Below are 26,999 nucleotides of genomic sequence, written 5' to 3' on the forward strand. Positions count from 1 at the left end.
CAGATCGCCGGCCGCGAGAAACTCAAACACGAATAATCAATATGGGAGTGAGGTTACCATGCTCTTGGTCAGTGCCCCAATTTTGGGTGTTCCGGAGAAGGCGGCTCTATCAAAAGTCATTGATAGCAGCTGGTTGACCATGGGCGAGCAGGTGCAACTGTTTGAGGAATCATTCGCCCGCATGCATGGCGCGGAGGATTGCGTTGCGGTCAGTTCCTGTACGGCGGCACTTCATCTCATTTTGCACGGACTTGGTATCGGTCCAGGCGATGAGGTGCTGGTGCCGTCGCTAACGTTTGTGGCAACCGCGAATTCAGTGCTCTATGTCGGCGCTACTCCCGTCTTTGTCGATATCGAGTCAGCCGACCTGCCGTTGATGTCGCTTGCGGAAGCCGAGGCCCGGTGCACGACGCGCACGAAGGCCGTTATTCTCGTCCACTTCGCGGGATATCTCGCCAATCGGGAACAATGGCAACGGTTCGCCCGTGCACGGGGACTGCACATCATCGAAGACGCGGCGCATGCTCCTGGCTTGAAGGAAGTGGGGACGTATGGCGTTGCGGCAGCCTTCAGCTTCTACGGCAACAAGAACATGACAACCGCCGAAGGAGGCGCCGTAATCGCCAAGGATCCCGAACTGCTTCAGAGGATTCGCCAGGCGCGCGGGCATGGCATGACCAGCGGCACACACCAGCGGCTGAACAGTCGCACGCCGCAGTATGACGTTACCATGCTTGGGTTCAATTATCGCATGGATGAGATGCGGGCGGCGATTGGACTCGTCCAGCTGCAGAACCTGCAGGAATGGAACGAGATAAGACGTATCCTTGCCGTCCTTTATCGGCGTCACATTGCGACACGTTGCCCAGCGGTGACGGTTCCCTTCAGTGAACCGAGGACTTCGGCGCACCACATCATGCCGATCCTTCTACCGCGATACGCTGACCGGCAGGACGTTATCGACGAACTGCGCGACCAGGGGATCCAGACCACGATCCATTATTCGCCAGTGCACCAGCTGACACTGTATCGCGAGCTTTCTCCCGGAACCCATTTGCCGCGTACAGAAGATTTTGCACAGCGGGAGCTGACGGTTCCACTTCACCCGCAGATGACGTCAGCAACTGTCGAAGCGGTTGTGGAGGCTTTGGCAACCGCGGTGAACAGCTGCGCCCAAGCAGGAACAGCCGCATGAATGCAACAGATCGATCCCTTCACCGGCGTTTCATTGCCGTCTCGGACCATGGGTTTGTGCGGCGTCTGATCGACATTGCTGTCGCAGGCTTTGCTGCGGTCTTGTTCACTCCGTTGATGCTGATGATTGCTATCGCTCTTCTTATCGAAGGCGGCAGGCCCGTTTTGTTTGCGCAAACGCGTCTAGGCGCGGGCGCCCGGCCCTTCCGCATGTACAAGTTCCGCAAATTTGATGTGCGATCCGATCCTCATGGCTTTGCATTGACCGTTGCCGGTGACAACCGCATGACGAGGGTAGGCCGGGTCCTCGCCGCAACAAAGTTCGATGAGCTGCCGCAACTATGGAATGTGATTATAGGCGACATGGCAATTATTGGGCCACGACCCGAGAGCCTGGCATTTGCCGATTGTTTCCACGGGGGAGCCGAGGCTGTCTTGGGGTATAAGCCCGGATTGCTCGGGCCTACGCAGGTTCTCTTTCGAAATGAAGCCAGATTATATCCGCAGTGTTTGGACCCATTAACGTATTACCGGGAGATTCTATTTCCCGCCAAGGCCAAAATCGACCTTTCCTATTATCCGCGACGAACCCTGATGGCTGACGCCGTCTGGATGGTTCGCGGCTTTCTAGCTGTCTTCGGCAGTGTACCGCCATCACCGATCAATATGGAAGTGCATTCAGGATAGAAACTCTGGTCAATTCCACGATCAGAGTCCGACATGGCAAGAGAGACGATTAGTCATGGGCTACGAAGGCAAGAAAGTTCTGGTCACGGGCGCCGATGGATTTATCGGGTCGCATCTCACCGAAGCGCTGGTCCGCAGTGGGGCGGATGTCACGGCATTGGCGCTTTACAATTCGTTCGACAGTCATGGTTGGCTCGACGATTTGCCCGACAACATTCGCAGCCAACTGCACTTCGTGCGTGGTGATGTACGCGACAGCGCATTCCTGAACAGGATTATACGTGGCCAGGTCGTGGTTTTCCATTTGGCGGCACTGATCGCAATTCCATATTCGTACGCGGCCGCCCAGTCATACGTGGAAACCAACGTCCTGGGCACGATGAATGTCCTTGAGGCAGCCCGTCAGTGGGATACCGAGCGTGTGGTGCACACCTCGACCAGCGAGGTCTATGGCACGGCGCTGACCATGCCCATCAAGGAATCTCATCCGTTGCAGGGCCAATCCCCGTATTCGGCGTCCAAGATTGGGGCCGATATGATGGCGGAAGCCTACGCCAGGTCATTTGGCGTCCCCGTCGTCACTTTGCGGCCGTTCAACACCTACGGCCCACGCCAAAGCGAACGAGCCATAGTGCCGACCATAATCAGGCAGGCACTGGACAACAATTGTTCGGCCATCATGGTAGGGGACACAACTCCTATCCGAGACCTGACCTTTGTCGAAGACACGGCCGCGGCGTTTTTGACCGCAGGCATTGCAGAACTTGCATTCGGCCATGCCTACAATGCCGGAAGCCAGCGCGCCGCCACGATTGCGGAAGTCTTGGATCTGGTAATCGAGCTGAGCGGTTCGAAGAAACCTATCCATCGAGATGAAAGCCGCTTGCGCCCGCAGAATTCCGAGGTTCGTGCACTTCTTGCAGACTCGACGCAATTCGAAACCCAAACCGGATGGCAAGCGCGTACCAATCTGCGAGATGGACTGGAGCGCACCATCTCATGGTGGAGGGGGCGCCTTAGCGAAGGCCGGGTACGGCGAGAAATGAGTTACATGACATGATCTTTCTTCGCCGACCAGCGTTGGCGGTGCCATTGATTGCCGCTGTCGCATTTCTTTGTTTGCAGGCTGCTGCAGGCCAAGACAGCAGCACGTCAACGCTGTTTGTTGCCACGGCTGCGATGCGTCTACCTGACTATCTGCGCCCGACTATCGATCCTGCGTTTGGGGAAACTTTCACCCGGATCACAAAGCCCGGGCCGCTCGGCAATGGGGTCGCGTGCGTAAAAAACTATTGCAGCCACCGCTATTCCAGCGCCCAAGCTTGGAATGCCGACCAGAGCCTTCTCGTTATAACCAATGGCTGCAATGGAATGTGCTTTCTTGATGGCCACACATTCGTCCCGCTGCTGATGCGTGATCGATCGGGCGAATGCGAATGGCACCCTGAAAACGCGGATCTGATGATCTGCGTTCGAGGCCAGCAAATATCGACCTGGGCGCCTCGGACCAACCGCGAGGATGTGCTGTTCGATTCAAAGGACTATCGGGATCTGCACTTCGGGCCAGGCAAAGGCAACCCAAGCCGAGACGGCAACCGCATAGCGGTGCGTGCGCTTCGCGCGGATGGTGCCGAGGTCGTCTTTGCCTACGATCTCAAGCTGCAACGCAAGTTCGTGGATATCGCGCTTGGGCAGCTTGCTGGCGACAATGACAATTGTTCGATTTCACCTCTCGGTGAGAATATTCTCTGCATTCAGGAACTGGCGGACGGCACCGAACAGGCATTTATCTTCTCGGTCGACGGCACTCCAGGCCAGAAGTGGACACAACATCATCGGCCCGGGCACGGCGACATGACGGTCGACGCCGATGGCAGCGAAATCTATGTCGGCATCAGCAAATCCGACCCCGACAAATATCAGGTGATCAAGCGCCGGCTGTCTGACGGGAGAGTGACGTCCCTTATGAAATACGGAGAGGCTTCGCATGCCTCATTGCGCTCGTTGGCCAAACCCGGCTGGGTCTTCCTGAGCTACGGCGGCAATCCGGACGAGATTTCAAGCCGTCCTGAAATGGCGCCTTACGCACGAGAGATAATTGCACTGCGCCTCGATGGCAGCGGAGAGGTCCGGCGCATTGCGCAGACACATAGCATTGATTTTGACTATCGAAGCGAGACCCATGCCTCGCCATCCCCTGATGGCTCACAGGTAATCTGGTCGAGCAACTGGGATGTGCCCGGCGGGCCCGTCTATGACTTCGTCACCCGTGTCGACTGGCCGGAAGAGCCGAAGTCGAACTGAATGGAGACCTCACCCATGCTATTCACGAAGCGAAGCTTTTTGTAGCGCTTGGCATGCTGGCCGCGATGGATACTGCTTCTGCGGCGGACGCGGGAGGCGTTTACAAACTCTCTCCTGGCGACATAGTCGAGATTGGGATCTCGTCGATACCTGAGCGAACTCAGCGCGCCGTAATCCAGATGGACGGAACGATCGCGATTCCCGAGGTCGGGATGATAGCAGTCGGCGGCCTGACACCTGCCGAACTGCAGGCCCACATGGCAGCGATATTGCCTACCAAGATATTGCACCAGCGTCTGCCCGACGGGCGGGAGCAGATGATCGTCGTCAAGCCCGGTGACGTGACGGCCATAGTCGCGGAATATCGTCCGATCTATGTGACGGGTGACGTGTTGACTCCGGGTCAGCAGGCCTATCGGCCGCTCATGACTGTGAGGCAGGCGGTTGCAGTGTCCGGGGGCTTAGCCTTCTGCGATCACGTGCAAATCAGGCCGGTCCTGATCCGGTGGATCTACAGCGCGATTATCAATCGCTTTGGGGTGAATACACCCGAGACTACTTCCATGGTGCTCGCATTCGCGCCGAACTGCAGGATCAGGCAGGTTTCGATACAAAACCGCCGCAAGGGTCGCCATTGTCCGCCGCTTTCAGCGCGGCGATTGCAAAGGCCGAGGCAGAATCGCTGAAGATTTCCCTCGACAACTTCCGGCAGGAGCAAAGCTACGTTGAACAGGGCGCAAACGATGCCGCAGCGCAAGTCGACGTTCTAACCAAGCGCGAACAGGTTGAGAACGATGGGGTCAAGGCAGATGAAGATGATCTGGCGAGGGTGACGAAATTGTTTCAAGCGGGCAATCTGACCAACGCCAGGCTCTCCGATGTCAGGCGCTCAGCGCTTCTCTCCTCCAATGGCGCGCTCCAGACATCGGTTGAGCTCATGCGGGCGCGGCGTCAGCAGGAAGACTTCCTGCGGCAACGTGAGCGCAACGACAACGTGCGGAAGATCGGTTTGCTGACGGAGTTGAAGGACACCGAGGTGCGCCTTGCCGACACGACCGCGAGGCTTCAGGCCGCCAGCCAGAAATTGCAGCCCGCTGGTGCTTCGGCGCAGCCGCTGCCAGTCGGTGGCGAAACCATCCAGGCTAAGATCACGATCGTGCGCAAGGTTGGCGAAGAATGGCGAAAGCAGCCCGTCGAGGAAGACACGGAGGTGCTGCCAGGAGACACGATAGAGGTCAGGTTCAGCAGCGGCCTCGAAAGTGTGGCAATCCAATAGACCATTGAACTGGCCCGGAACCGGCCCAGTCGTGGGAGCTATTGTTTGAAAGCCCTGGAAATCTGGTCGGCGAAAGGCTTCAGCAAATACGACCAGACACTGCGTTCGTCGGTGCTTATGTGAACCTCGGCAGGCATGCCTGGTTTGAGTATTTTGTCACCTTTCAGGCAGGTAGCCTGATTGTCGACGTGGATGCGTGCCGAAAAATAGGAAAGCTGATGTTCCTGGTCCTTGATCAAATCCGCGGAGATACGCTTGACCGATCCCTCACAGACAGGCGTCGTCCCCACATCGAAAGAAGGAAAGCGGATTGATACCCGTTGCCCCGGCTGAACGTCATCCATTCGGGTTGGCGGAATGAGTGCATCCACGACCAGATTGTCAGTGTCCGGCACAACCACCATCAGCACCTCGCCCGGCCCAATCACGCCTCCGACGGTGTGTATCGAGGATTCTTGTATCGTTCCGGTCTGAGGAGAACGGATATCGGTCCTCGCAAGTTCGTCGTCCGCAACTATCTTGCGCTCTTCAAGCTCGGTGCGCTTGGCTTCGTTTTCCCTTAGATCGCTGGTCACATCGCTGCGCCTCTGCTCATCGAGCTGAAGCACTTGCAAGTCCGTTTCACTGATATGGGCTTGCACCTCGGCGATTGCCGCAACAAGTCGACCAGACTCACCGCGGGTACGAGCCTCTTCCAGGGCGACATTGCTAAGTCGCTCTTTGGACACCAGCTTCCTGGAGTAAAGAGATTGGACGTCGGCAAGGCTGTGGGTAAGGAGGTCCAAGGAATCATTCGTCGCTGCCAACTGAGCCTTAAGGCCATCGATCTGATGTCCGAGTTGCACCGAGCGGCTTTGCAATTGCGCCTTCTGGCCGGCCAACGCCGTAGCTCGGCTTTCGAACAAGGCGCGTTCCCCGTTGACGAGCGCCGCCACCCGCGGGTCACCCATGCGGACCCGCAGGTTGGATGGCATCTGCATTTCAGACAGCCCTTGTCGCTCTGCTTCGAGCCTCGCCAAGCGGATGGTGACGCGATCAAGATCTTCACTGACGATTTGCAGGTTGGATCGCGTGAGCGTGTCGTCAAGCCTGACCAATACGGCGCCAGAACGTACATGATCCCCATCCTGGGCGAATATCCCCCCGATGGTGCCGCCCGTCCGGTGTTGGACTTTCTTTACGCTGCTTTCGACCACGACAGTCGCCGGCGCAATGACAGCGCCGGCGATCTTGGTCATTCCCAACCACATTCCTCCGCCGACAATCAAGAAGGCGGTGGTTGCCACGCCCAGAAGCAGATTGGCCCGGATGCCGTCGGGATCATTGGTCGGAGTCGTTCCGGGCCATTGGCTCGCGGCATCGACGCGAGCATAAGTGGAAATAATCGCGTCAGACACGGAGCAAATCCTCAAGCATGCCCGCTAACACCTTTCTGTAACGGAACGACCGTTGGCTTTTCGGTAAGCGGGAAAGGTCGGACCGCATTTGCGAGAACGTCTTCTCGCGGGCCAAATGCATGCATCATTCCGTTTGCCATGACGAGCACCTGATCAATGTTGACGAGCGCCGAAGGGCGATGCGCAACGACAACCACGATGCCGCCACGCTGACGCACAGCCAGGATTGCCCCCGCCAACGCAATGTCGCCGTCTGAATCTAGATTGGAATTTGGTTCGTCGAGAACGACAAGAAACGGATCGCCATAAAGTGCCCTGGCGAGTCCTACCAACTGCCGCTGCCCGGCCGATAGAGCCGTCCCGCCTTCGCCGATTCGCGTTTGAAATCCTTGCGGCAACCGCATGATCATCTTGTCGATGCCGGCTGCTCGAGCGGCTGCCATGACACCTTTCGGGTCGCTCTGGCCCCCAAATCTCGAGATGTTGTCGGCAACCGTTCCATCGAACAGTTCGACGTCTTGCGGCAAATAGCCGATATGAGCGCCGAGCAGCTCCGAACTCCATTGATCGAGAGCCGCTCCGTCCAATCGAACGGCTCCCCGGATTGGCGCCCATACCCCGACGAGGGCTCGCACCAGTGTCGTTTTCCCGGAGCCGCTAGGACCGACGATTGCCATGCCGGCACCGCTCGCCAGGCGAAAGCTTACGTTTAGAACCGTTGGTCGTTGTACGCTTGGGGGAGCTATCGTCAATTCCTCAACGGAGAGCTGTCCCTGCGGCCGCGGCAGCTCCATGGGCGGCTTTTGGTTGCCGAAAGCATCCAGCGCCGCCATCAAGTCGGAATAGCTTCGGCGGGAAGCTAGAAATCCTCTCCAGTTTGCGATCGCGGCGTCGACCGGCGCCAAAGCGCGGCCGAGCAATATGGAGGACGCGATGATCACACCTGGGGAAGCTTCCCCCTCTATCACCAGATAAGCACCAAGCCCGAGTACGCCCGATTGCAAGGCCATCCTGAGTGTCTTCGACAACGACCCTGTTCCGCCCACAATGTCGGAAAGCCGTTCCTGGTTTTTGAGATACGCATGGCTGACTTCTTCCCAGCGTCGGCCAAGCCTGGCGGAGAGACCCATCGCCCGGACGACTTCCGCGTTGCGCCGGCCTGCCTCGGCAAGAATGCGCTGAGCGATAAGTGTTTCAGAAGCCCGGGCCGCGGGTCTGCGACTGACAATTTCCGCGACCGCCGTCAAAAGCACCACAGCGGCGGCGCCAATGGTCGCCAGTATCCCAAGGGAAGGGTGCAACAGGTAAATGATCACCATGTAAAACGGCATCCATGGGGCGTCGAAGAAAACGGTCGGCCCCAGACCGGAGAGAAAACCTCGCAGCTGGTCCAAGTCGCGAAGCGGCTGCACCCGGCCCGCATCCTGCCCAGCTACCAAGGGCACTGACAGTGATATGGTGAAGGCCTTGTGCTGCAAATTTCTGTAGAGGCGATTGCCTATTCGAACCAGCAGGCGAAGCCGTACAAAATCGAGCAGCCCGTATATGGCGTAAACACCCAGCATGCCGATTGTGAATCCGATAAGCGTTGGAACGCTCTGCGAAGGAAGCACACGGTCGTAAACCTGCAGCATGTAAACGGAGCCTGTGAGGGCTAGAACGTTTATCATTGCCGAAAAAAGACCGACGCCAACCAGCCCATGCCAACAGCCTGACATGGCTGAGGGCAATTGCTGCGTGCGATGTTCCTTCACGATGTGCGACTTTCCGCTTGGGATTGTCGCGCGAGCTCGAGGGCTCCGTAAGCATAGGACAAGATCTTGCCTTTCGTTGTGACCCTGCCCACCCCAAAATATTTAACCAAGCTAACATTCGCCTATTTTTATCAAAATGCAGCAAAATCGTGACGTCGAGGCGCTAAATCGTGAATCGGGCTGGGGATAACCGGCCTCAGGGCGCTGATGCATCGTCATGTGACGGACCACTGATGTGGCGTCTCTGTCGAGACACGTTTGCCTGTCTGCTGAGTTGAAACGTGATTGGGTCAGACTTCCGGAGCGAGTGATTCGCCGCAGCTCTTTATGTGAGCGACGACGACACGGCCCTCGCCCCCTTCGTTGGCGATCGAACCAATATGCTCATAGGCCTTCGAGCGATCGAGCAGGCCCATGACCTGCCGAGCCTGACCAAGGCCGACCTCGAAGAGCAGGATGCCACCGGGGCGCAGGTATTGCTGTGCGTCTTTTATAACCCGCATGTGGATGCTCAGCCCATAAGGACCAGCCGCGAAGGCTTCGCGCGGCTCCAGGTCAATCAGGTGAGAGCGATCGCCCTCGAGGCGCTTTTCCGAAATGTACGGAGGATTGCAGACGATCATGTCGATCGTGGCTTCCAGTTCCAGGTTCGAGAAAGCCTCGAACAAGTCGCCCTGATGAACCGAAACGCGATCGGCAAATTCATGAAAGGCCACGTTGCGACGCGAGACCTCCACGCATCCATCGGTTAAGTCGCTCGCCCAGATCCGAGCCGCGCGGGCATAGTGCGCTATGGCGCAAGCAAGATTGCCGGCGCCGCAGCACATGTCGACAATGCGGGGCTCCGCAATCGTCAATCGACCCAAGGCATCTAGGGCGGCTGTTGCGAGTAACTCCGTCTCCGGTCGCGGTACGAGCGCGCCAGGTGCCACGAGCAATTCCAGCCCCATGAAGGTGGTATGCCCTTTGCTGTAAGCGTCCTCGACGCTGATTTCCTGGCTCACGACAGACCCACCTACTTTCCTACGGCGCCCTTCCACATACCGCTGTGATCAGTTCTTTTTCAGCATGACGTATCGTGCAATTCCGTGAACGGAATCGAGGTTCTCAGGCAGGAGCTCGCTGTCCTCGACGATGATGCCGAAGGTTTCTTCAATGAAGCCGATAATTTCGAGCACTCCAGTCGAGTCGACGATGCCTTGGTCAAGTAGCGACGTGTGGTTTTCCAAAGCCTCGGCGTCAGCTACGTAGAAATTCGAAGCTAAAAAGCCACGAATTTTCTCGCTAAAAGCGTCTTCTGTTTCCTTGTTGGATAGCATCGGATTTTCTCCACTGGTGAACGCATTTGGGCAATGTTTTGTAAGAAAAGCCTTACGACAAAGCCGCTTTCTTCAATTTTCCCGTATCTGTCATCGGCAAGCTGGATACGATAACAATCGACTTCGGGACCATGAAATTCTCTAATCGTTTCTGGCACTCTCTCTGCAGTTGTTTCTCGTCGATGAATCTGCCTTGCTCCATCACGACAAACGCCTTCACCGCTTGCCCGAGAAGTTCGTCCGGAACGCCGATCACAGCGGCTTCGCGCACCCCCGGAATGCCAATCAACGCGTTCTCAACCTCCCTGGGGGCGACCTTCTCTCCCCGGGATTTGATGATCTCGTCGCCACGACCTACGAAATAGAGGTAGCCTTCGGCGTCCATTCGGCAGTAGTCGCCGGTGTAGAGTACCTGTTCACCCGGGAGAGGACCTGGCTTGAGCTTCCTTGCGGTCGCCTCTGGCTTGCCCCAGTAGCCCTTCATCACGGTCGCGCCCCGGATGACGAGTTGGCCTACGACGTCGGGGCCGACCCGCTTATCGTCCTCGTCGACAATCCACATTTCCGTGTTCGGTATGGCTACTCCGACGCTCAACGGCTTGCGCGCGAGATCCTCCGGCGGCAGATAAGTGCAGCGCTTGCACTCAGTGAGACCGTACATTGAGTAGATGCGTGCGCTGGGAAAAAGATCCTGCAGCATCAGGATATGCTTCAGCGGCAGGGCAGCCGCGGTGTTTGTCACATAGCGAATGCTCGAAAAGTCCTGGTCCTTCAGCGATTTGAGCTCCGATAGCGCGGCAAAGATGGTGGGGACGCCGGGAAAACCCGTGACACGCTCTTGTTTGATCAGTGCAAGAATCTGGGCGGGGAATGCAAACGAGCGTTCAAGCACCAGGCGGGCGCCTGTGCGAAACGCCATGATCATTTGGTACAGGCCATAGTCAAAGGCCAGCGGCAGGACATTCAGGATGACTTCGCTCTCCTCAAGCTCAAGGTATGAGGCAATCGAGGTGCACGCCGTCATCATATTTCTGTGGGTGAGCATAACGCCCTTGGGTTCGCCTGTAGAACCCGACGTGTAGATTATGGCGGCGAGATCGATGTCGATGCAGCCGCGCGCCGGTGCCGCACCGTCGCCGCTAGCAGCAACATTCCAGCGCACTGCATGCGGCAGCTGTTTCAACTCGGCGTCATCCATCGGCCCGGAGATGACGGTCCGGCGCAGTGACGGGCACTTCTGAGCCGGCTCGCGGAAGATCGACGTCAGATGGCTGTCCGTTATCAACGCGGTCGGCAGACAATCGTTGAGCAGGTAATGAAGCTTGTCGCTCTTGGTAAGCGGATTGACGATGCACACCACGGCATTCGCCTTGAGGACAGCCCAGAAGCCGATGACCGTCTCGATGGTGTTGTCGGCAAAAATCATCACGCGATCGCCGCGCGCCACGCCGGCATCTGCCAGGTGACCAGCCACGCGATTGGCGCGCGTCTCGATCTCGGCATAAGTCAGGTGTTGTCCGCCGCAGACCAAGGCCACCTTGTCGCCCAGCCGGTCGGCTGAGTGTCTGAGATAGTCATGTAGAAGCGGTATCGCCCCATGCATCATGCCAACACCTCTTCCCTGACCTCATAGTCGACATCGACGCTGAGCCTGATCTTTCGGGCACCGTCTGGACGGCTCGCTATGAACTGTTGATGAAGCAGCTGAGTTGAAAGCACGCCAACCAGCGCCATGTTGTCGGAATTGGAAAGATCTTGATCCCCGGGTCTGGCTCGGCACTTGCCGAGCAGGCGCTCCACTGACTTCGGATCGAAGACGTTTGCCTCCCGCAATGCTGACTCCGAAAGTGCCTCGCGCACATAGGCCGGTGCATTATCGCCAAAGAAGCACTGAGCATTTGGTGCTCTGTAGGGCTGTTTCTTGCGCGCAACGACTTCCGGCGGCAGGATCGGCTTGGCCACTCGCTTCAGCACATGCTTTTCATCGAGCACGCGCAGCTTGTAGTCGGCCGGCAGCGAGTTCGCGAGTTTTACGACATCGTCGTCGAGGAATGGGAAGCGTCCTTCGACAGAGTTTCCCATCAGCATCCTGTCGCCCTGCGAGGAGAGCAGGTAGCCTGACATAAGGGTCTGAATTTCGATGAACTGATCCTGCGCGAGAGAGCCCCAGCGCGAAAACTCGACGGGCAGGCGGGCAAGAAGTTCTGAGACCGCATTGCTCGATTCCGTATTGCCCCGCATGTCGGTTGAGAACAGGCGCTTGACGGCGCTGGTGGTGCGCCAGCGAGTGTCATGTGCAAAGCCTGGCGCGTCATAGGCTTCGATATCGCGTCCGAAGAACTGGCGCGCCATGGCCTGCTGATGCACCGGTGAGCGCGTGAGATAGGGGTAGAGGCGCTCCAGCAATCGCGCACGTCGCGTCGAGGACGGCTGACGGCCCCAGAAGCGACGGATCTTACCTTCCCGGAATAGGTCGTAGCCGCCGAACACTTCGTCGGCGCCTTCTCCCGTCAGTACGACCTTGATACCATGCTCACGCACCAATCTTGAAAGAAGGAAAAGCGGCGCCGGCGCGGTCCTGAGGATTGGGCGTTCGGTGTGGTAGATGACTTCGGGAAAGACATCGGCGATGTCGCTGCGAGAAACCGTCACCTCGTGGTGTTCGCTGCCAGTCTCACTTGCAACCAAACGCTGGTATCGGGTCTCGTCATATTCTGCATCGGCAAACCGTAACGAAAAGGTCCGGAAGCGGTCTCCGGCGATACGCCTGGCCAGAATGGCGACAAGCGAGCTGTCCAGTCCGCCGGAGAGGTAGCAGCCGACAGGCACATCGGCCTGTTCGATCCGCAGCGCCGTCGCGGACTGTAGCGTCTCGCGCACCCTATCGACGGCGTCATCGAGCGACCCGGCAAACTCACATTGCTCATCTTCAGGATAGCTAGGTTTCCAGAAGGCTCGCTCACGGACAGTGTCGTTTTCATAGACCCGAACGTGCCCTGGCTTGAGTTCTCGAATGCCCTTGAACACGCCTTGCGGCGAAACCACAGTCCACAGCGTGAACGTCTGATCAAGGCCGGCCGGATCGAAGGCACGCGGCAAAGCTGTGTCCGCCGCGAAAATCGCCTTCACTTCGCTGGAGAAATACAGGCGTCCTCCATGCTCGCAGAAATGCAGGGGGCATATGCCGAACCGGTCGCGCGACAGGACCAGGCGACCGGCCAGTGAATCCCAAATCGCGATTGCCCATTGTCCGTTCATTCGCTCAAAGGCGGAATCACCCCATTCGCGATATGCATGAACCACCACTTCGGTGTCGCTACGTGTGCGGAAGTGGTGGCCGAGTGCGACCAGCTTTTCGCGAAGCTCAAGGTAGTTGAAAATCTCGCCGTTGAAGACAATCCAGGTCCTGCCGTCCGTGTCGGTGAGCGGCTGTTGACCGCTCGAAAGGTCGACGATGGAGAGGCGTGCATGGGCCAGCCCCGCGCGCTTGTCGCGGTAGAGGCCATGTTCGTCAGGTCCGCGATGGGCGAGGGAGCCCGCCATACGCAGGAGCGCCTCCCGCGAAGGTCGTGCCGCGGCAGCGTCCAGAGCCACGATTCCGGCTATACCGCACACCCCGTCACCCCTCGTCCATCTGGACGGCGGGCAGGGGTCTCGCGTGAAGATAACGCGCTGCGCGCCGCTTGCTTTCGATGTCTTTGAAGACTTTCTGGACCTGATCAGCAGTAAGGTCAGCAACCGCCGCGATCTCGCTGGCAGAAATTCCGTGGTTCAGACCATAGAGGCACAGGTCCATCAACTGATAGGGCAATGCGAAATAGAATTCCTCCTGGCTCTGCGCCATGGAGAATGTGTCCGTGGTCGGAGGTCTGCGCCGAACCTCCGCGTCTATGCCCAAATACTCTGCCAGCTGATAGACCTGCGTCTTGTAGAGGTGAACGATTGGCAATATGTCGGCGATTCCATCGCCCTGCTTGACAAAGAAACCCTGGTCGTGTTCCAGCCGGTTTGGCGTACCTGCCACCGCGTAATTGAGGCGGTCGGCGTGGTAATACTCCGTCATCTTTCTCACGCGTTGCTTGTAGTTGGTGGCGGCAACGATCTGCAGATAAGCCGCGGGTGGCAGCCTCACGGTGTCGACGTTGCCGTCCGGGTCTTCCACGGTCAGCCTGGTGATGTTGAGGCCGTTGTTCTCTAGAACTGAAGCCATCACCAGTTTGCATTTCCAGCCCTGACCATAGGCGGGAACGGCAGTTCGGATCGCATCGATCTGCCGCGAGTAGGCGCCGATGCCTTCCAGTGCTGGCGTGATGTCTTCGACGATAGAGTTAATGCCGAGCTGCGATGCAACCACTTGGCCAAGCCGCAACGAGTCGCCAGAAGAATGGGACTCGGGCATGAATAGACCGAGGACCTTGTCTTTTCCGAACGCACCGACGCAAAGGGCCGCGACGACGGAGCTATCGATGCCCCCGAGAGGCCGACAACCACGCCTCGGCGCCGAAGTGTGCCAAAGACCTGTTGGCGCAAGGCTTCTAGGATGCGATCGACCTCAACACGAGCATCGAGCAAGAGGGTGTCCTTGCCAAACCCTGAAATCACGTCGATGACCGTTCCTCCCCCTGGAGAGATTCATTTGGCAGGTAAGTTTGGGCCACGGCCGCCTCAATGAGCGGGCGGTTCGACCCGACATTCGGTTCTGAGACCATGTCGATGTGGCTGCCGACGATTGGGATCACATCCAGATTTGCGAACGCGCTGTCCCACCCGATGTCCCGAGGCATTCCAGGTCGGGCGCAGCGAAACAAGGTACCCGTAATCGGTAGTCTGGGCCTTGGCGCCTGCAGCCACTGAAAGAAGGCCTTGGCACGCAATACTTCTTGAAGCTCCAGCTTTGCCCTGAAGCTGGTGGCGTTGAACTTCCCTTGGGCATAGCGATCGAGCATGCGGGCGAATTGCTGTTCGTAGCCCAATCTCACAATGACCTTCGCGAGCGCGCGGCAAGCCATGCGGGTAGCGGTAATGCGATTGGTTCGAATGCGATGATATGTACGGGTGATGGTCTCCCGGTAACTGCTCCGCTCGCCCAGAAGGCTTGTGTCAAGGATGCCCAGAAATTTCACATTCCGGCCGGCTGCCTGCAGCCTTGTAGCAACCTCAAAAGCAACAACACCGCCAAGTGAATGACCAAGAAGGCGTACGTTGCCTTCAGGCTGGGCGCGTCGAATTTGGTCGAACGCGGCTTCAGCCATGTCTGCGACCGAGTTCTTTCCCTGCAATATCATTGCCAAAGCCGGATACCTGACTGGGATAACCCGAGCGGTCCTGCCCATGGAGGACGCGAAGGCGGCAAGGCTTGGGCCATATCCGACAGACCCGGGGAGCAGAAAGAGAATTGGCGGATGCTCTTTACGCGCGCTGGCCTGGTCGTTACCTACTTTCTGCGCTGTGACGGCTTTCACCATTTCGTCGAAATTCATTCCGACGGTGAAAGGTTCAAGGTCGATCTCCAGGTCGAGAACGCTTTCGATCTCCATGACACAATGCAACAGTTTCAGCGAATCGCCGCCGGCATCATCCCAACGTCCCCCGGCGACGCGCGTGTTCAGGATCTTGGTCCAGGCACGTTGCACGATCTGCTGGACAGTCCGCTCCTGTCCTGCATTCGAGTTCTGGACGCCGCGGTCCATCCTCACGCTCGAACTGTCCAGTTCGCTGAGCTTCGCCATGTCGATCTTCCCACCCGGCAGGCGTGGGATTTCGGCGATGGCATGCAGCCGCAAAGGACACAGGGGCGGCGGCAGCGTTGTCCTGGCACGATGACGAAGATCGTCCGCAAAGTTGGAGCTGGCCGGCCCACGCGGTACGGCGAATGCGACGAGCTCCGTAGCTGCCGTCACAATTGCCACGGCGTCGTCGACGGACGGCGCGCTACGCAATACCCGCTCCAACTCCGCGGGTTCAACGCGCCGGCCATTGATTTTTATCTGACGTCCCTTACGCCCCACGATCCGCAGCAGGCCATGGTTATCCAGTTGAACGAGGTCACCCGTTTCAAAGATGCGGAGGGAGGGGTTGCCGGGGTCTGAGGTCACCGGCACGACGGCTCCATTCTCCCAGTGGCCAAGCAATACATAAGGGCTTCTTATCAAGAGCTCCCCGGTCTTGCCGGGCGCCACGGGGCGTCCTCCTTCGTCAACAATCGCGAACGTAACTCCTGGAAGGAGCCAGCCGACGGGGACCGAAGAGCCCTGCTCCGGCCAATCGGTCGGCAAAAACCACTGTGAGCCAGTCGTCTCGGTTGACGAGTATCCGATCTGCACGAGGCAAGTTTCCGAGATCGCTTCGCGCAGCAGTTTGATGTCAGCCCACGAAACCTTCTCGCCTCCAATCCGAGCGACGCGGAGCGTCCGGAAGGCGTCTTCAGATTTGTTTGCCATAAGCGCGCGGAGCAGGGCCGGCACGAGATAGGTGACTGTCACTCCCTCGGCTTGTATGCGCCCCAATACCGCGCGCAGGCCGACAGCTTCGACTTCAAGCAAATGCAGCGTAGCGCCGGTGAGCAGAGCTGCGAGAATCTCCCGACATCCGGCAATGGTCGCTGGTCCCGTCAGCGGCAAGAAGATGTCGTGCGCGTTGATGTGGCAGGCGTTTACGTATTGCTGGACACGCCACAGAAGGCTGCGCTGACTGTTGACAATGCCCTTGGGTCGCCCTGTGCTGCCGGAGGTGTAGAGCACGATTGCCGGTGAATCCACGGAGACCGGATAGAGTTGGGGAATCCGATTTGTTTTCGGCGTGCCGGGGGAGGCAGCATTGATCCAACCTACAATGCGCGGTAGGCCCGTGGGCCGGACATCTCCATCGCCTATGACGGTGGACAACCGCGCCTCGGCCACGATTGTATTGATCCTCGTGTCCGGGTCCCTCGTGTTGAGAGGCACCATGGGTCGCCCCGCGGCCATGCTTGCCAGCATTGCCAACGGGAAAAAGGCCGAGTTAGCCAGGAGAATACCGACGGCATTTCCGGAGGGTGTGATGGCGATGATCCGGTTGGCCATTACTTCAACAGCCGACAGGAGTTCCGAGTACGTAAAACGATTGGTGCCGTCGCTGATCGCCAGCTTCCCTGGATATTGGCTGGCGACGCTTCTCAGATGGTCGAGGACCGCGACGTCTGCGAAATCGATGTCCATCCTCTGATACGGGCGCATGACAGGGCCGTCTTGGTCCAGCGCGTATTCCGGGACGTTTGACCATTTGCTTAAGGCCGACAATTGAAAATCCGTCTGCGGATCCTCAATCGTGCGTTCTGATCCTAGATAGGCTGGCGACATGACTGACTCACGCTAAGGTTAGCGCCAGTTATCGCTGTCCACCCGAACCATTTCATCGATCATTCTGATGATGCTTGTGGCGTATGCGGTGCATATCGAACTTTTCGCAGCGCTTGGTGATCGCGAACGGCCCCTAGAGATCCGTCACACGGCTACAACAGTTAATGCCGGCGCAACGCTGCCTATTAAGGAGGCAGAATTTGCCTCGCTACAGCTCGCCTCGTTAAACCGGGTCCCTTTTCTTGTTTCGGCAAGATGGGTCTATCACGCACGAGTCTCGGTACGCGCGATACCTAAGTATTTTCGAAAAAGTTGGCGGCATGCCGCTGGCGCCCCGCCCGAACGAAGCCGTTCAATGTCTCAGGACTCCATCGCTATGAATGGTTTCGTGTCTGTGACAGCTAGCGTAATCGGTCGGCAATTCTCTTTGTCCAGGTCGCAATGACCAGACCGCAGGTAACACCTGCACAGTCGGCAATCCAGTCGAACAAATCCATATCACGCGCCACCAATTGTGTGCCCTGAAGGACTTCGATCGCTGCACCGAGAACGAAAAGAAATACGACTAGCCTTGCCCGTTGCTCGGGCCAGCCGAGGCAGCCAAGCACCGCCAAAACTGTGAAGGCGGTGGCATGGTTGAGCTTGTCGTGACTGAACGTAAAACCCAAGCCGAGCATTTCAAGGATGCGCCCGGGCAAGAGTGCAAGCAGGAGAACCAGCGCCAAAGTAAAAGGGAAGATCGTCCTCGCTGCCACTGGATAGGAATCTATGGGCAACAAAGGGAGTGATCCTTTACTCGAGATTGCTGTGGCGTTCGAAAATCGCAGCAGATTGCATCTGCAATTCTCCAACATCGGCAATCTGGCAGGCAGATGCATCGGCCAAATGAATGAAGATCTGGCATCAACCGGTATCAGAACGTGCCTTTACCCAAATGCTCGGGGCCAAGCTGCCTGCATCGGGGCAATGTGAGGCGGTTCACCTACACTGACGCATAAAGCGGCTACGTTCTGGGGAGGCCGTAACATGTCGTCTTGAAGGGGCGGCCCAGCGACTCAGGTGGCAGCGGTTTGCCGCCGGGCCTAGCCGGCTTCGGGTTGGGGACTTGCCGGTTAACGAACATATGCAGTCGGGCGAACTCCGAGCGAAACATGCGAACGAACTATGTGCGCGTATGAAATTAACGGACGACGGAATCCGTGCTGCCTGGAAACGCGTGCTGTCAAGCGGGGTGCAAGGCAGAGAGGAGAGCGACGGTCGGGAAATGAGACTTCAATCCGTGCGGGGCATATCACTCGGAACGAGGAAGCCGCCTGCTAGCAATTCCAAGGCGTCCAAGGCTTCTTCAGTCTCCAAATCCGCCAAAGGAATACCGTCAACGAGCAGGACCTTCTGGTTGCCTACATCGTAGACTTCCCAAAGCTTGTCCGTTCCCCGTCGGATGGCGTTTCGTTGTTCCATGGTGGACCAGTGAGTGCGTTTTAGCGGACCATAAAGGCAGTGAGTGCGTTTGAATAGGGAACGATTCTGGAGTGGGCAAATTATAGTGGGGATAATTTGTCGAATTTGATTGCAAGTTATCACGGATGCAACCCAGGAACGGTTTTACGCAACCCAGGAACGGTTTTACATTGAGCGCTCGGGGCTTGAAATTCCTGCACGAATGGATGGATGGCAATCTGCCGCATCATTCATCATCAGACGCGACCTTGGCGCGAGAGCTTGCGACGCGATTAGCAAGCGACGCAAAAGAGGCTGGGATTTCATCGGAAGAGATTTCAGAGGAGGTGGGAAGCATCTTCTCAACGATGTATGAGGCGCTCGAAAGTCGCGAGCAAGAATCTGATTGAGATCACAGCAAAAGATATTGCCGCACAGATATAAGCAACTCTGCCGGGTGGACTTGGCGGAGGGAACAATGGCTCGGCTATCACGGCGGCGGATCGCCAATCAGAACGAGCGAAGAATGCGGGTCGTGAGGCTCTGACCGGGCGCCGTAGAATATAACCACCCCAGCCGATGTGTCGGTATTAAGTGCCGATTGGAACCATCACGCCGCCATCCTGCCGATCGAGAAATATTCGATGCCGTAGCGCGCGATCACTTTCGGATCGTAGAGATTGCGGCCGTCGAAGATGACCGGCGTGGTCAGCGCGTCCTTGAGCGCGTCGAAGGACGGCGCGCGGAAGCTCTTCCATTCGGTGCAGATCAACAGCGCGTCGGCGCCGCGCAGAGCGGCTTCCTTGGTGCCACACAAAAGCAGGTCGTCGCGCAGGCCGTAGATTGCCTGGCACTCCTGCATGGCTTCGGGATCATAGGCCTGCACCTTGGCGCCGGCGGCCCACAGCGCTTCCATCAGGACGCGTGCCGGCGCCTCGCGCATGTCGTCGGTGTTCGGCTTGAAGGCCATCCCCCAGACGGCGAAGGTCTTGCCCTTCAAGGCGCCCTTGAAATAGCGATGGACCTTGTCGAACAGCACCGATTTCTGCGCATTGTTGCGCTCCTCGACGGCACGCAGCAGCTTGGCGTCGAACTTGACGCCTTCCGCGGTCTTGATCAGCGCGCGCACGTCCTTGGGGAAACACGAGCCGCCATAGCCGAGGCCGGGATAGATGAAGTGGTAGCCGATGCGCGGATCCGAGCCGATGCCCTTGCGCACCTCCTCGATGTCGGCGCCGAGCTGCTCGGCCAGATTGGCCATCTCGTTCATGAAGCTGATCTTGGTCGCCAGCATGCAATTGGCGGCATATTTGGTGAATTCGGCGCTGCGCACGTCCATCACGATCATCTTCTCGTGGTTGCGGTTGAACGGCGCGTAGAGCTCGCGCATCACCATTTCGGTGTCCTCGCTGGAGGTGCCGACGATGATGCGGTCCGGCTTCATGCAGTCCGCCACCGCCGAGCCTTCCTTGAGGAATTCCGGATTGGAGGCGACGTCGAAGCCCAGATCCTCGCGGCCGCGCGCCTTCAGCGTCTCGGCGATCCTGGCCTTCACCTTTTCGCAAGTGCCGACCGGCACCGTCGACTTGCCGACGACGATCTTGGCTGTCTCCATCTCACGGCCGATGGTCTCGGCGACGGCCAGCACATATTTGAGATCGGCCGAGCCGTCCTCGCCCGGCGGGGTGCCGACGGCAATCATCTGGATCTCGCCATGCTTGACCGCCATGACGGCGTCGGTGGTGAAACGAATGCGGCCCGCGGCGTGGTTTTCCTTGACGAGGCTTTCGAGGCCCGGCTCGAAAATCGGGATGAAGCCCTGGTTGAGCCGCTCTACCTTGGCCGCGTCGATGTCCACGCAAACCACATCATGGCCAACCTCGGCTAGCACCGCAGCCTGGACGAGACCGACATAGCCAATCCCAAACACCGTCAAGTTCATTCGGCATAGTTCCTGCTCGAGGCCGGGCCACAAAGCGATCCGGCCGGTTCAGATATAGCCCAAGCCTAGAAGCCTAGTTGCTGTTACTTATACTGCATGCGAGCCCCTGCGCCTCATTCGATTGTCGGGATGCGGTTGGTTCCCATCGGCATCGGTGCATAGCCTTTGGAGAAGCCCTTGAAGAAGCCCCCTCGCTAAACCGGGGTTTTAGGCGTCCGGGCGGAAGTGGCTTTGTCGAGCCGAAATGCGAGGGTGGGTGGTCAAGCCCTTCGCCCACGTCCATGGTCGTCGTTGTTTGCAAGGCGAAGCTCACCACCGTTCTTGCAGGGCCGTCGGTACCCCGCTCCAGCTAGTCATCAAGCCGAAATGGTTCAGCCCTAGGATGTGATCTTGCTCATAGTTTTGGAGCAGCTTTGCCCATAATTAGGAAACCGTTTCTGCCAATTGGAGGTCAGGAAAATGGCCCTGCGAGCCGCGCTGAAAGATGTCGATCTCGAATTCAAGTGTTTAGAATGTAATCACACCTTCGTAAGGAAGGGCTCGTGGTTCAAGGTGATTTCCACATTCAAATGTCAGGGCTGCGGAGCCATGCGCAGGCTTGGATATGCCGAAAAGATAACCTTGTTCGAGAAGCACTCCGCTTCATTTCGATCGTAAGGCGCAACAAAGCAGAGCGGCCCGACAGTCCGCCGTTTTGGGGTGGGATCGGGTTGAACCGCCGGGCCTAACCGACCTTACAGTCGGCTGACCGCTTCCGTATCAACTTTGGCTAATGGTCGCGCCCTTTGAACGAAGGACGTTGTGATAATTATCCTACAGCCCCTCCGACGCTCGCGGAGGTTACCGCGGTCGCAGGGCTGCAAGGCTCTGGAAGTTTCGATCATGATTGTCTCCGATCAATTAGTGTGGCGCCGAGCAGGCACTCAAACGCAAACTCCACCTCCGGACGATCCCGACTGTCGATGGCTCCCGAAAATGGCCAGCTTAGTCGAGTAGCCCAGCCGAAGTTTGGTCCCGCATGCATTGCACCTGAAGATACTCACGGACTTGAACCACGAGCCTTTTTTGACAATCGGGCGACGGCAGTTAGGGCAGTCATACCGGATGCTCACATCCCGCAATTCCTCGGGTATCGACACTGTTACCTCCAGCCTTTGATGGATGCCCGCCAGTTCGCGGGAAATGGCGGCATCCAACCAACTGACGACGAAGGGAACGTTGCTCGCCAGTTCGTGCCCCAATGCAGCGGCCTGCATTTTGTTTCGTGTCTGGGAACCAAAGACCCGCGAGGTAAGACCACAGTCCCTAGTCGGCAGCTGTCAAGGCCTCCGCATTCGCATGACGATCCGAAACTGTCCGATTCCGCACGAAAAATTCTCGTGAGAGGCCGCCGATCAGGATAGAACACCTGATCACGTGAACCATGAAGCAAATGCCGAACCGCGCGACCAAACGCGATGCGCCGGTCATGACGGACAGCCGCCGACCGACCTCGAGTTTCCGCTCATCGACATTCCCAAGCGCTGAAACAGCCGTGCCCAGGCGATCTGGCCGATGTTGAAATTTTCCAGCCGGAAGAATTCGTTCGGCGCGTGGTAGTCCTCGTCGGAGGTCGAGAACGAAAAGAAGATCGTGCCGACGCCGAGATGCTCCTTGAAGACGCTGCCAATCGGGATCGTCGCACCCATGGCAACGCGTAGCGATTTCACGCCCATCATCTCGCCGAGCAGCGTTTCGGCAATGGCAAGCGCCGGCAGGCCGGGATCGATCGAGAACGCCTTGGTTCCAGGGCCATGGCGTTTGACGTCAAGCGAATAGCCTGTCGGCAATTGCGCTTCGAGGTGGCGCTGGATCGCCTCGGCAACCTTGCCGGGCTCTTGCCCGGCGACGAGGCGGCACGTGATCTTGGCGCCAGCCGACGAAGGAATGACCGTCTTGGTGCCCGGTCCCGAATAGCCGCCGAATATGCCGTTGAATTCAAGCGTTGGCACCAGCCACTGACGAACCAGAAGGTCGTAGCCGCTGGGCAGTGGATCGGGCGCCGGTGCGCCGATCCCGGCGAAATAGGCGGCGGTGTCAAAGGCGGCATCGTCGATCGCATCGAGAATGGCGGGGTCGGGCGGTGTGACGCCGTCCGTGAAGCCCGGCACGATGACAGCGCCGTCCCTGTCATGCAAGGTGGCCAGCATGGCGGCGAGCGCGCGAATGGGATTTGGCGCACTGCCGCCGTGGCGGCCGGAATGAAGATCCTTCGCCGCGCCCGTCACCGCCACGTCGAGCGCGACCATGCCGCGACTGGCCACTGTCATCGACGGCCGATCGGCGCGCCACATGGCGCCATCGGCGGAGACAACGAGGTCACAGGCCAGGCGCCGGCGCATTTTTTCAACCAGCGGCGAAAAATGCGGGCTGCCGGATTCCTCCTCGCCCTCGACCAGCATCTTGATGTTGACCGGCAAGCGTCCTGCGGTCTTCAGGAATGCCTCGACAACCAGCATCGGGATCAGCACCGGGCCCTTGTCGTCCGAAACGCCGCGCCCATAGAGCCGGTTGTCCCGGACCGTCGGCTCGAAAGGCGGCGTCGTCCATTTCTCGACCGGATCCGGCGGCTGCACATCGTAGTGGCCGTAGACGAGAATGGTCGGCGCCGCGTCGTCGCCGACGATTTCACCGAACACCGCCGGATGGCCATCTGTCTCGACGATCTCGACGGTTGGGAATCCGGCCCGTGTCAGCCGTTGGGCGACGAAATTTGCCGCCGAACGGATGCCGTCGCGGTAGGCCGGATCGGTGCTGACGCTCGGAATGCGGCAGAACGCCTTCAAGTCTTCCAGGGCCTTGTCGGCGTGGGCAACGAGATAGGCCTCGACGGCGCTCATTTGCCGCCGTCCACGCTGATCACCTGACCGCTGACCCAGCCGGCGAAATCGGAGGCGAAGAACATCACCATCGCGGCGATGTCGTCGGGCGAGCCGAGCCGCTTCATCGCGATATTCTGGAGCAGCTTCTGCTGGCCGTCTTCGCCCATCGCCTGCCATTGTCGCTCGGTGGTGGGATTGGAGCGCACGAAACCCGGCGCGACGTTGTTGACGGTGATGTTCCAGGGGCCGAGTTCATGCGCGAGCTGACGCGTCAGCCCGATCTGGCCAGCCTTGGCGCTGGCATAGGCCTGGATACCGGTGAGGCTGATGCCGAGCCCGGCGCCGCTGGAGATGTTGATGACGCGCCCATAGCGGCGCCTTTTCATGCCGGGGGCCACGGCCTGCGTCATGAAGAAGGCGCCGGAGAGATTGACGTCGAAAATGGTCTGCCAGTCGGCCTGCGAGATTTCCTCCAGCGGTCGCCCGACCTGGCCGCGCACGCCGCCGGCGTTGTTGACGAGAATGTCCGCCGCGCCGGCATCGGCTTCAATCGCGCCGACGACTGTCTGTACAGCGTCGCGTTCGCCGACATCGACGACATGCGAGCGGCAGTTGTCGCCGCAGAGTTGGCGCGTTTCGGCAAGGCCGGCTTCGTTGACATCCAGCATATGAACCGCCGCGCCGCGTTCGGCGAAAGCTTTGGCGATCGCACGCCCAAAGCCGTGTGCGGCGCCGGTGACGATGACGGTGCGCTTGTCGAAGACGATGTTCATCTGGCGCCCGCCGGAGTGCCGGGCATGACTTCGGCCAGTTCATCCAGATTGCTCAGAACGAGGCGCCGTTTGCCGTCCTCGATCTCGTGGATCATCTCGACGGTGCGCGCGGTCAGCGGCGTCGGCACGCCGAGTTTTCTTCCGATCTCGACGATCGGGGATATCTGCGCATCGACCTCGGTCTTGCGCTTGCGGATGGCGAGGTCGCGCCAGATGCCGGTGTGCGACTTCGCCGATCGGCGGTTGTGCACGACCATCCCGTCGAAGGAGCGGTCGGCGGCTGCGGCGGGTGAGCCGGGCGCGAAAGCACCGGGGTCGAAGCCGTCGAATGCCTCTGCCTTGACGCCATTCGCCTTGGCGACGGCGCCGACTTCCAGTCCCATCGCCGTCAGTACCGGGCGGTAGCGGCGGTCGGCAAACACATCGGCGATGGCATCGTCGGTCAGCGCCGTGGCGAAGAGCAGCGCGCCGTAGATCATCTTGCCCCAGAGATAGCCCCAGATGTTGTCGGTGAGCACCGCCTTCGGCTCGAAATCCTGCATCAGCCGGTGAAGCTCCGAAATGCGCGGGGTGTGCTTGCCGTCGAGTTCGCCGATGACCACCGCGCCGTGGCCGCTGTAGTGGACGACGCCCGGCTCCAGATAATCCGCGCCGAAATTGACGAAGCAGCCGACCGTGCGCTGGTTGCCGACGATTTCGGCGATGGTGAGTTCGTTCAGTCCGTTCTGGGCCGATATCACGCAGCCGCCATCGGCCAGATGAGGCAACAGCGCCGTGGCGGCAACGCGCGTATGATGTGCCTTGACACACAGGAAAATCCGCTCGAAGCGGCCGGTGACGGTGGCCGGCAAGAAGGCCGGTGCCATGACCGTATCCTGGAAAATCGGTCCGTCTATGCGCAAGCCATTCGCGTTTATCGCGTCGACATGGCCGGCATCGCTGTCGACGAAGGTGACGGCATGGCCGGCGCGGATGAAGGCGGCGCCAAGCGTGCCGCCGATCGCTCCGGCGCCCCAGATCAGGATCGGTCCGGTCGCATTCATGACCATGGACCTTCGAGCAGATCGCGCGTCTCCTTGACCGCGATGTCCCAGATCGCCAGCATGTCCTCATCCGGCCGCTCGTAGTAACCGCCGAAATTGCCGTCGCCGAGATAGTCGCGAACCGCCTTGGGCGACATCAGACGCATGCGGGCGAGATCGATCATAGGCTTCTGCTGCGTGGGCGGTTTCACGCCGGCCAGCCGGGTCCAGGGGAAATTCTCCATCCAGGAGGCGTGCGAGGCGACCGGATCGATCTCCAGCACCTTGCCCATCGTGGCAGGGGCAGCCCACCAATTGTGGAATTTTATCGCGGTATCCGGATTGTCGGCCATCCATTCGATCGCCAGCGCGCCGGCCGGCTGGTTGCCGCCGTGGCCGTTGACGATGAGGATGCGACGGAACCCTTGTGCGCGCATGCCGTCGAGGATGTCCCTGACGAGGCGTATATAGGTTTCGATGCGCAGGCTGATGGAACCGGGATAGGCCATGAAATAGGGCGTCAGCCCGTAGGCGACGACCGGAAATACCGGAATGCCGAGCGGCTCGGCTGCTTCCGCAGCGACGCGCTCGGACAGGATCGAATCGACCGACAAAGACAGCTGCGCGTGTTGTTCGGTGCTGCCCAGTGGAAGGATCGCTCGGTCGTCCTTGGAGAGATACTGCTCGACCTGCCGCCAGTTGCATTCGGAAATTCTCACGACGCCTTCCTTTCCTCGTCCGTTGCATTGATCAGCGGCACCAGCACACGCTCGATCTCGGCGGTGTCCGGGGCGTGCCGGTATTCGAACGCGGCGACGCCTGCATGCAATTTCGCCAGGACATCCTCTGCGCCGCTGGCGAACACGACGACATCGGACCTGCCAAGCAGGGCCTCCAGATCCGGCGTGTCGAGCGTGGCGCCAGTCAGGTGCTCGACATGGGGGGCGAAGCGCTGCACGCCGGCTTTCATGATCGGCAGGAAATCCGGAAACCTGGATATAACGGCGACACGCGCCAGCGAATCCAGCGCGGCCAGCGCCTTTCGCGTTTCTTCCGAAGGGATGAAGCTGATCGACACCACCTTGGTGTTGGTGACAAGCGACATCACCTCGCGCTGACGATTGACGAAGGTGACGGCGAGATCGGCCGAATTGGCGCGCGCGCGGGCGGCGGGGTCACGTTCAATGGCCGAGATCGTCAGCGGCTCGACGGTCACGCTATTTCCGAGGCGTGCGGCGATGAAGCGCGAATAGCTGGCGGTGGCGTCGGTGAACAGTCCGATCATGACGATCCTGGTCCGGGCACCTACGCTGTCGCGATAGAAGGCGCGCGCGCTGACCAGCGAGACGAGTTCGGCCGGCCGGATCCCCGCGGCCGTTCCGGCGTCAATCAGTGCGTCGATCCGCCTATGCAGTTCCATCGCCTCCGGACGGGCGGCGAGCCGTGCACGCCCGCTGCTGGTGACGAAGGAGCCAGAACCGGGACGCGTTTCGATCATGCCTGAAGCCTTCAGGTCGCCATAGACCTGGCTGACCGTCATTGGGGCCACGCCGATGCGCTCGGCCAGTTCCCTGACCGACGGGAGCAGCTCTCCCGGCACCAACTGGCCGCAAGCGATGCCGTATTCGATCAATCCTTGCAGCTGCGTACGCAGAGGCACCGGCAGATCGCGGTCAACCGAGAACTCCATTCA

At 59.1% G+C, this 26,999-nt stretch carries 21 protein-coding genes and 1 pseudogene; 7 read left to right on the top strand and 15 right to left on the bottom strand.

The genetic code is table 11. The features are described from left to right. The first annotated feature begins 58 nt into the window (after positions 1-58). The 6 genes from ACVDG8_RS29835 to ACVDG8_RS29860 are packed head-to-tail and all read left to right on the top strand — an operon-like array spanning position 59 to position 5,461. Positions 59-1,195 carry a DegT/DnrJ/EryC1/StrS family aminotransferase gene (locus tag ACVDG8_RS29835; protein WP_447251650.1) on the top strand — a complete coding sequence of 379 codons (1,137 nt, stop codon included), beginning with the start codon at positions 59-61 and terminating at the stop codon, positions 1,193-1,195. Next, positions 1,192-1,881, top strand: a complete 690-nt coding sequence (locus ACVDG8_RS29840) for a sugar transferase (RefSeq protein WP_447251651.1) — start codon at positions 1,192-1,194, stop codon at positions 1,879-1,881. Before ACVDG8_RS29835 ends, ACVDG8_RS29840 begins: the two co-directional genes overlap by 4 nt. A 55-nt stretch (positions 1,882-1,936) precedes the next feature. Continuing rightward, positions 1,937-2,941 carry an SDR family NAD(P)-dependent oxidoreductase gene (locus ACVDG8_RS29845; RefSeq protein WP_447251652.1) on the top strand — a complete coding sequence of 335 codons (1,005 nt, stop codon included), beginning with the start codon at positions 1,937-1,939 and terminating at the stop codon, positions 2,939-2,941. After that, positions 2,938-4,185, top strand: coding sequence for a hypothetical protein (locus tag ACVDG8_RS29850; RefSeq protein WP_447251653.1), 1,248 nt, complete (start codon positions 2,938-2,940; stop codon positions 4,183-4,185). Before ACVDG8_RS29845 ends, ACVDG8_RS29850 begins: the two co-directional genes overlap by 4 nt. A 53-nt stretch (positions 4,186-4,238) precedes the next feature. After that, positions 4,239-4,871, top strand: coding sequence for a polysaccharide biosynthesis/export family protein (locus ACVDG8_RS29855; protein WP_455707341.1), 633 nt, complete (start codon positions 4,239-4,241; stop codon positions 4,869-4,871). Next, positions 4,820-5,461: a hypothetical protein gene (locus ACVDG8_RS29860; RefSeq protein ID WP_455707342.1), complete on the top strand. Its 642-nt coding sequence runs from the start codon at positions 4,820-4,822 to the stop codon at positions 5,459-5,461. The genes ACVDG8_RS29855 and ACVDG8_RS29860 overlap by 52 nt, the downstream gene beginning before the upstream one ends. 38 nt (positions 5,462-5,499) lie before the next feature. Here the strand turns inward: ACVDG8_RS29860 and ACVDG8_RS29865 are convergent, their stop codons facing one another. The 9 genes and pseudogenes from ACVDG8_RS29865 to ACVDG8_RS29905 form a co-directional block, all read right to left on the bottom strand. Further along, positions 5,500-6,858: an HlyD family type I secretion periplasmic adaptor subunit gene (locus ACVDG8_RS29865; protein ID WP_447251655.1), complete on the bottom strand. Its 1,359-nt coding sequence runs from the start codon at positions 6,856-6,858 to the stop codon at positions 5,500-5,502. Between the two features lie 11 nt (positions 6,859-6,869). Then, on the bottom strand, positions 6,870-8,576 hold the full coding sequence (locus tag ACVDG8_RS29870) for a type I secretion system permease/ATPase (RefSeq protein WP_447257136.1): 1,707 nt from the start codon (positions 8,574-8,576) through the stop codon (positions 6,870-6,872). 326 nt (positions 8,577-8,902) lie between these two features. Further along, positions 8,903-9,616, bottom strand: a complete 714-nt coding sequence (locus ACVDG8_RS29875; RefSeq protein ID WP_447251656.1) for a N5-glutamine methyltransferase family protein — start codon at positions 9,614-9,616, stop codon at positions 8,903-8,905. Between the two features lie 48 nt (positions 9,617-9,664). Continuing rightward, positions 9,665-9,931, bottom strand: coding sequence for an acyl carrier protein (locus ACVDG8_RS29880; protein WP_447251657.1), 267 nt, complete (start codon positions 9,929-9,931; stop codon positions 9,665-9,667). A 52-nt stretch (positions 9,932-9,983) separates the two neighbouring features. Next, positions 9,984-11,537: a class I adenylate-forming enzyme family protein gene (locus ACVDG8_RS29885; protein WP_447251658.1), complete on the bottom strand. Its 1,554-nt coding sequence runs from the start codon at positions 11,535-11,537 to the stop codon at positions 9,984-9,986. Beyond that, on the bottom strand, positions 11,534-13,546 hold the full coding sequence (gene asnB / locus ACVDG8_RS29890) for an asparagine synthase (glutamine-hydrolyzing) (RefSeq protein WP_447251659.1): 2,013 nt from the start codon (positions 13,544-13,546) through the stop codon (positions 11,534-11,536). Before asnB ends, ACVDG8_RS29885 begins: the two co-directional genes overlap by 4 nt. Positions 13,547-13,550: 4 nt before the next feature. Beyond that, positions 13,551-14,539, bottom strand: a pseudogene (gene nadE / locus ACVDG8_RS29895) (NAD(+) synthase). Continuing rightward, positions 14,530-17,268, bottom strand: coding sequence for an AMP-binding protein (locus ACVDG8_RS29900; protein ID WP_447251661.1), 2,739 nt, complete (start codon positions 17,266-17,268; stop codon positions 14,530-14,532). The pseudogene nadE and the gene ACVDG8_RS29900 overlap by 10 nt, the downstream one beginning before the upstream one ends. 401 nt (positions 17,269-17,669) lie before the next feature. Further along, a complete protein-coding gene (locus tag ACVDG8_RS29905) occupies positions 17,670-18,047 on the bottom strand; it encodes a VanZ family protein (protein ID WP_447251662.1) in 378 nt (125 codons plus the stop codon). 867 nt (positions 18,048-18,914) lie between these two features. Here ACVDG8_RS29905 and ACVDG8_RS29910 point away from each other — a divergent pair. Continuing rightward, positions 18,915-19,118, top strand: a complete 204-nt coding sequence (locus ACVDG8_RS29910) for a DUF768 domain-containing protein (protein WP_455707343.1) — start codon at positions 18,915-18,917, stop codon at positions 19,116-19,118. A gap of 200 nt (positions 19,119-19,318) precedes the next feature. Here ACVDG8_RS29910 and ACVDG8_RS29915 read toward each other — a convergent pair whose 3' ends face one another. From ACVDG8_RS29915 to ACVDG8_RS29940, 6 genes are all read right to left on the bottom strand, one after another. Continuing rightward, a complete protein-coding gene (locus ACVDG8_RS29915) occupies positions 19,319-20,650 on the bottom strand; it encodes a UDP-glucose dehydrogenase family protein (RefSeq protein ID WP_447251664.1) in 1,332 nt (443 codons plus the stop codon). Between the two features lie 1,466 nt (positions 20,651-22,116). After that, positions 22,117-23,529: a dipeptidase gene (locus tag ACVDG8_RS29920; protein ID WP_447251665.1), complete on the bottom strand. Its 1,413-nt coding sequence runs from the start codon at positions 23,527-23,529 to the stop codon at positions 22,117-22,119. Then, positions 23,526-24,284: an SDR family NAD(P)-dependent oxidoreductase gene (locus ACVDG8_RS29925; protein WP_447251666.1), complete on the bottom strand. Its 759-nt coding sequence runs from the start codon at positions 24,282-24,284 to the stop codon at positions 23,526-23,528. Before ACVDG8_RS29925 ends, ACVDG8_RS29920 begins: the two co-directional genes overlap by 4 nt. Beyond that, the gene (locus ACVDG8_RS29930; protein ID WP_447251667.1) at positions 24,281-25,333 is read right to left on the bottom strand and encodes a ketopantoate reductase family protein; all 1,053 of its coding nucleotides are present in this window, start codon (positions 25,331-25,333) and stop codon (positions 24,281-24,283) included. The genes ACVDG8_RS29925 and ACVDG8_RS29930 overlap by 4 nt, the downstream gene beginning before the upstream one ends. Further along, positions 25,324-26,025, bottom strand: coding sequence for a creatininase family protein (locus ACVDG8_RS29935; protein ID WP_447251668.1), 702 nt, complete (start codon positions 26,023-26,025; stop codon positions 25,324-25,326). The genes ACVDG8_RS29930 and ACVDG8_RS29935 overlap by 10 nt, the downstream gene beginning before the upstream one ends. Then, complete coding sequence (locus ACVDG8_RS29940; RefSeq protein WP_447251669.1) at positions 26,022-26,996, bottom strand: GntR family transcriptional regulator; 975 nt, start codon at positions 26,994-26,996, stop codon at positions 26,022-26,024. The genes ACVDG8_RS29935 and ACVDG8_RS29940 overlap by 4 nt, the downstream gene beginning before the upstream one ends. Positions 26,997-26,999 lie beyond the last annotated feature (3 nt).

Source organism: Mesorhizobium sp. ORM8.1 (assembly GCF_053005525.2).

Coding starts and splice junctions, on each gene's coding strand:
- ACVDG8_RS29835 (WP_447251650.1), top strand. CDS start 59: ATGCTCTTGGTCAGTGCCCCAATTTTGGGTGTTCCGGAGAAGGCGGCT.
- ACVDG8_RS29840 (WP_447251651.1), top strand. CDS start 1,192: ATGAATGCAACAGATCGATCCCTTCACCGGCGTTTCATTGCCGTCTCG.
- ACVDG8_RS29845 (WP_447251652.1), top strand. CDS start 1,937: ATGGGCTACGAAGGCAAGAAAGTTCTGGTCACGGGCGCCGATGGATTT.
- ACVDG8_RS29850 (WP_447251653.1), top strand. CDS start 2,938: ATGATCTTTCTTCGCCGACCAGCGTTGGCGGTGCCATTGATTGCCGCT.
- ACVDG8_RS29855 (WP_455707341.1), top strand. CDS start 4,239: ATGCTGGCCGCGATGGATACTGCTTCTGCGGCGGACGCGGGAGGCGTT.
- ACVDG8_RS29870 (WP_447257136.1), bottom strand. CDS start 8,576: ATGTCAGGCTGTTGGCATGGGCTGGTTGGCGTCGGTCTTTTTTCGGCA.
- ACVDG8_RS29880 (WP_447251657.1), bottom strand. CDS start 9,931: ATGCTATCCAACAAGGAAACAGAAGACGCTTTTAGCGAGAAAATTCGT.
- ACVDG8_RS29885 (WP_447251658.1), bottom strand. CDS start 11,537: ATGATGCATGGGGCGATACCGCTTCTACATGACTATCTCAGACACTCA.
- ACVDG8_RS29900 (WP_447251661.1), bottom strand. CDS start 17,268: ATGTCGCCAGCCTATCTAGGATCAGAACGCACGATTGAGGATCCGCAG.
- ACVDG8_RS29915 (WP_447251664.1), bottom strand. CDS start 20,650: ATGAACTTGACGGTGTTTGGGATTGGCTATGTCGGTCTCGTCCAGGCT.
- ACVDG8_RS29920 (WP_447251665.1), bottom strand. CDS start 23,529: ATGAGCGCCGTCGAGGCCTATCTCGTTGCCCACGCCGACAAGGCCCTG.
- ACVDG8_RS29925 (WP_447251666.1), bottom strand. CDS start 24,284: ATGAACATCGTCTTCGACAAGCGCACCGTCATCGTCACCGGCGCCGCA.
- ACVDG8_RS29930 (WP_447251667.1), bottom strand. CDS start 25,333: ATGGTCATGAATGCGACCGGACCGATCCTGATCTGGGGCGCCGGAGCG.
- ACVDG8_RS29940 (WP_447251669.1), bottom strand. CDS start 26,996: ATGGAGTTCTCGGTTGACCGCGATCTGCCGGTGCCTCTGCGTACGCAG.